General features: G+C 59.1%; 5 protein-coding genes. 3 read left to right on the top strand and 2 right to left on the bottom strand.

Annotated features, from left to right (window positions below; translation table 11 throughout):
* Nucleotides 1-75: 75 nt before the first annotated feature.
* Nucleotides 76-456 (top strand): hypothetical protein, encoded by a 381-nt coding sequence (locus OCV66_RS15320; protein WP_054328279.1) that lies wholly within the window; start codon nt 76-78, stop codon nt 454-456.
* Between the two features lie 2 nt (nt 457-458).
* On the opposite strand, the gene OCV66_RS15315 is transcribed toward OCV66_RS15320, so the two are convergent.
* Both OCV66_RS15315 and OCV66_RS15310 read right to left on the bottom strand, forming a co-directional pair.
* Nucleotides 459-767, bottom strand: coding sequence for a type II toxin-antitoxin system RelE/ParE family toxin (locus OCV66_RS15315; protein ID WP_147574643.1), 309 nt, complete (start codon nt 765-767; stop codon nt 459-461).
* Nucleotides 760-1026 carry a type II toxin-antitoxin system Phd/YefM family antitoxin gene (locus OCV66_RS15310; RefSeq protein WP_147574642.1) on the bottom strand — a complete coding sequence of 89 codons (267 nt, stop codon included), beginning with the start codon at nt 1024-1026 and terminating at the stop codon, nt 760-762. Before OCV66_RS15310 ends, OCV66_RS15315 begins: the two co-directional genes overlap by 8 nt.
* A 306-nt stretch (nt 1027-1332) precedes the next feature.
* On the opposite strand from OCV66_RS15310, the gene OCV66_RS15305 reads away from it, so the two are divergent.
* Together OCV66_RS15305 and OCV66_RS15300 are read left to right on the top strand one after the other, a co-directional pair.
* On the top strand, nt 1333-2214 hold the full coding sequence (locus OCV66_RS15305) for a hypothetical protein (RefSeq protein WP_147574641.1): 882 nt from the start codon (nt 1333-1335) through the stop codon (nt 2212-2214).
* 6 nt (nt 2215-2220) lie between these two features.
* Nucleotides 2221-4467: type IV secretory system conjugative DNA transfer family protein (locus tag OCV66_RS15300; protein ID WP_147574640.1), on the top strand; the 2247-nt coding region annotated here is incomplete at its 3' end.

The following is a 4467-nucleotide window of genomic DNA, read 5'->3' as shown; positions in this document are numbered from 1 at the left end:
CACCTCTTACCTTGTATTGCTTTGCCTATTATAGCAGGGCTGTACAGGCCAGTCAACCAAAGGAGGAATTTCCCATTGAATCAAAATAAACTGCAAAAGGCGCGTCCCGCCCTCGGATGGATGGAACGCGCCTTCTTATTTTACCGTATCGCGCTGGTGCTGCCTGTCATCGCCGCGGTCCTGATCCCGCTGGCCTTTGCCGTGGAGGACATGTGGACGGCGGACCGCATCATCAAGGACGTGTATTCCAAGATCGTCGCCATTTCAACCGTACTCGCCGGCCTGATGAGCGCGGTGGCGGTTATCGGCGCCAAAATGAGCGGCACACAGCAAAAGGCTGACAGCGCGTGGGAGTGGCTCAAAAGAGTCTGGCTCGCCTGGGTCATCATCAACGGCATCGGCGCGTTCATCGCCTACGTCCGCCCGCTTTTTGACAGGCTGGCGACGCTGGAATGACTTTATCGCAGCAGCTTCGGATAGTCTGTCCGGCCGTCTACGATACGGTATACATAGACCGTTTGGCCGATTACTTTGTAGATGCAGACATAATTGCCGCAGATCAGCTTTCGATACTGATGCTGCGCTAAAAAAGCATCCGGATGCAGAGCACCCATGTATGGCTGCTCTGCAAGAAGTGAGATGGTATCAAGCAGTCTGTCCGTGATCTCTTCTGCGGATCTCGACCCAACCAGCATCAAATGCAGATCCGAGATACGGTCAATATCCTCCCATGCAGGGGTGAGGAGCACAAGCTGTGTGTCAGGCATTGCGATACTTCTCCTTCAGCATTTTGCGGACTTCATCAACCGAATAGGTGGGTTCGCCGCTGAGCCTGGAGAATTCCGCTTCAAGGATAGCCGCACGGTGCTTTAGAACTTGTTCACGGTTTTCAAATGCATCTACGCTCATGAGGACGACATCGCCTTCCCCGTTTTTGGTGATATAGATCGGCTCCTGGCTTTCGTGCGCGAGGGTAGAGATCGCATTATAGTCATTTCGAAGGACGGTAGAGGACTTGATCTTCATTGCAGCCACCTCCAAGAATTATGGTATTATTATATGATAATTTCGCCATGTGTACAAGAGCAAAATACTGTGCTTACAAGGATGATCGAAGAAGCTGCATGGACGGAAAGGAAGAAAAAACATGAGGACAACAACTGAATAGTATAAAGACGCTTCTGTTACTGAAGCGTCTTTTCTATTAGCGGCGCCGTATCATATTTCCCATATGCGGCCTGGTTTTTTGTTTTACTTGAAGGGAGGGAACCTGAAATTCTCGAAAAGTTAGTAAAAGCCCTGTTTGAATGGCTGGCGTCGCTGTGGTATGAGATGGTGGAATATCTGCTGGACCAGCTCATGGAGCTGTTCAATGTGGATCTTTCCTACTTCGCAGAACGCGTGCCGGTCATAGACGACATTGCAAACATCTTTGTTGCGGTGGGCTGGGCGCTGCTTATCGGCAACCTGGCGTATCAGGCGATGCGTTCCATGGCCTCAGGCGTCGGCATCGAGGCGAAGGAGCCGGGGCGGCTGTTCCTGCGCAGCGCGATGTTTTCCTTTTTGCTGCTCGTCAGCCGGCAGATCTGTGCGATTGGCTTTGACCTGTCCGCCACGGTCATGGAGATGCTGCAGGTGCCGGACGCCGTCACCTTTGACCCGTTCGGGGAGGAAACCTTTGATACGCTCCCCAACGCGGGCTGGCTCATCGTCATCGTGGTAAACATCGTCATCCAGTGGCAGCTTATCCGGCTGTTCTTCGAGGTCGCGGAGCGGTACGTTATCCTCTGTGTCCTGACGTACTGCGCGCCGCTGGCCTTTGCGATGGGCGGGTCGAAAAGCACAGGCGATATCTTCTGCGGCTGGCTGCGGATGTTCGCCAGCATGTGCGTACTCATGGTGTTCAATCTGATGTTCGTCAAGCTGGTGCTGTCCGCGCTCTCCACAGACCCGAACGGCGCGGCGATCATCCCGTGGGCGATGCTCGTGGTTGGCATTGTCCGTATGGCGAAGAAGATGGACGGCGTTATCCTGCGCATCGGCCTGAACCCCGCTCTCACCGGGGACACGCTGGGTGCGCGCTTCCCCAGCGCGTTCACGGCCATGGCCCTGCGCAGCATCGCGTCCGTCGTGACACGCACGGCGGTGCAGAACACACCGTCCGCCGGACACCGCAATACCTCCGGCCCTCCGCCGCGGGAGGGCCCGCTCTGAGGCGGTATGGGGAAGGACGGTACAGGGCCGGTTTCCGGCAGCGGACGGGAAAGTGTCCGCCGCCAGACAGCGGCAGGGGAGACGGCTGCGACCCGCGGTGCGGGCTCGGGTGTGCGGGCAGCGCAGGAGCTGGAGGCCTTCCGCCGCCGGTACGGTGCGGACAATACGGAGAAGATGCGGCAGGTGCGCGGGACAGTCTCCATCAATGCGAATGACTTTGATGATGAAAGCCATATTAGTAGCCATGTGGAGAAAAACAGCAGCGCCGCCGAAACCATCTCCGAAGCGGGCGGCAGGGTGACGCCGCCGAAGCGCCCGCTTACGGCAAATTTTGGCCGCATGAGCCCGCCGCGAACAGACGGCAGATTGCCGCCGGTAACGCCGCCGCGCGCAGAGGGCGGAAAAGCCGACTGTATTCTCTGGCAGGATGCCCCAACTGGAAAGAGGACGGTCCCCGCTCCCGCTGCTGGGCCTGTGGACAGCGTACCGCGGGAACGCCGCGTGCATGGAGCTACATCCGTTACGGCAGCGTCGGCACGGGAAAACGATGTGCCGATGCCCAGACAGGGGCGGACGGCATCCGCCCCGTCCTCAATGGCTGTTGGCATAATACCCGCTGCGAACGCTGTTAATACGCCGCTGACAGACCGCCCCGTACAGGGAAGCGCTGCAGTCACAGTACAGGAGCAGACGCGGGCCACCGTACAGTTAGGGGATGCACTATCAGTACCGTCTGTCTCCCCTGGCGGCATGGCGCAGGCTCACCGCACAGACAAGGAGGTATCCGCTGCCCGCATTGCACCGGCGCGGGAAAGCGCGCCGCAGTTTGTCGTGCCTCGTCTCGGCAGTGCGGTTACACCAGAGCGGCAGGATATCCTCGTTGCCCAGCAGGTTGCGGCACGCAGAGCGACGCATGAGCAGGGCTTGCCGGCCGTGCAGCCGGCAAGCCAGAGGAAAGCGCCGGCAGGATCGGAAGCAGCGCCCCGTGGTGTATCTGCGGATTACAGCGGCTGCCCGCCGGTACGCCCGGCAAGGAGGGAAAGCAAACCGGGGCGTTGCAGCACTGCGGTCCATCCGGACGACACCCCGGGCATCCGCACGCCGGATATGGTAACGCCGCCGCCTGCCGTCCAGCCCCGTACCCTACGATGCAGCGCACAGCCGCTGAAAAGTAAAGCGGCGCCGGAAACACCAAAGAGAGGAGGAACCCACAATAGAAAACGTAAAGGGATGCTGATAAACTCCGTCCGGCTCGGCGTCCGCCAGCCCTTTGACGCGGACAGTGGGATCACGGATATCTGGACGGTAAACCCGTTCCTCAACCTGATCGCCCCGTTTACCCCCACCGGTATTTTTGTCACCGCCTCACTGGTCACGATGGCCTGCCTGCTGACGCGCAAGGGGTATAACTGGATATCCGGCTATCATCCGGTAAAGGACAGGCGCGGGTTCGATATCCTGCCGGACGGCACACACGGCTCGAGCCGGTTCATGAAGCGGGAGGAGATGGGGCGGGTACTGGATGTGGGCAGGCTGGACAGCCTTTCCGGCACGGTCTACGGTAAGCATAAGGACGACCCGATGGACAGTGACGCTTATGCGGACTATGTCGCGTCCAGCAAAAAGGCCGGCCTCGCCGGCAGCCTGCTGGTCGTGGGCGCGCCGGGTACCGGCAAGAGCTGGGGGTTCGTCCGGCCGTTCGTATTCCAGTGCGTGAAGCGGCGCGAGAGCATCGTCCTGACCGATCCCAAAAATGAACTTTATGAAAGCATGGCCGGCTACTTGACCGATCAGGGTTACGAAGTGCGGGTGTTTAACCTGCTGGATATGGAGCACTCGGACCGCTGGGACCCGATCGGCGAGGCGGACCACGACCCGCGGCTCATACCGGTCATCGCCTCCACCATCATCGCCAATACCTCAAGCGAGAAGGAGACCAACGATTTCTGGTCTAAAGCTGAACTTAACCTGCTCACGGCGCTGTTGTACTATGTCCAGAACGAACAGGACAAGTCCGGACGGCGACTGCCGCTGGCGATGCGGCGGCTGGGCAGGGTGTTGGCCCTGCTCAGCGAGGACGGCCTCAAGCAGATAGATGAGACGATAAAGCGGCTGCCTGCAGGGCATCCGGCCAAAGGCCCCTACGGCCTGTTCCTGAACGCCAAGGAGAATCTGCGCGGCAACATCGTGATCGGTCTCGGCAACCGGCTGAACGTGTTCCACGATGCGCTGGTGGACAGCCTGACTTCGGAC

The organism is Agathobaculum ammoniilyticum (assembly GCF_025567315.1).
GTDB lineage: Bacteria > Bacillota > Clostridia > Oscillospirales > Butyricicoccaceae > Agathobaculum > Agathobaculum ammoniilyticum.
Note: the sequence above shows the minus strand (reverse complement) of the source record. Positions and strands in the feature narration are given on the sequence as shown.

Excerpts from the sequence above, each read along its gene's own strand:
- OCV66_RS15315 (WP_147574643.1), bottom strand. The coding sequence starts at position 767 with ATGCCTGACACACAGCTTGTGCTCCTCACCCCTGCATGGGAGGATATT.
- OCV66_RS15310 (WP_147574642.1), bottom strand. The coding sequence starts at position 1,026 with ATGAAGATCAAGTCCTCTACCGTCCTTCGAAATGACTATAATGCGATC.
- OCV66_RS15305 (WP_147574641.1), top strand. The coding sequence starts at position 1,333 with ATGGTGGAATATCTGCTGGACCAGCTCATGGAGCTGTTCAATGTGGAT.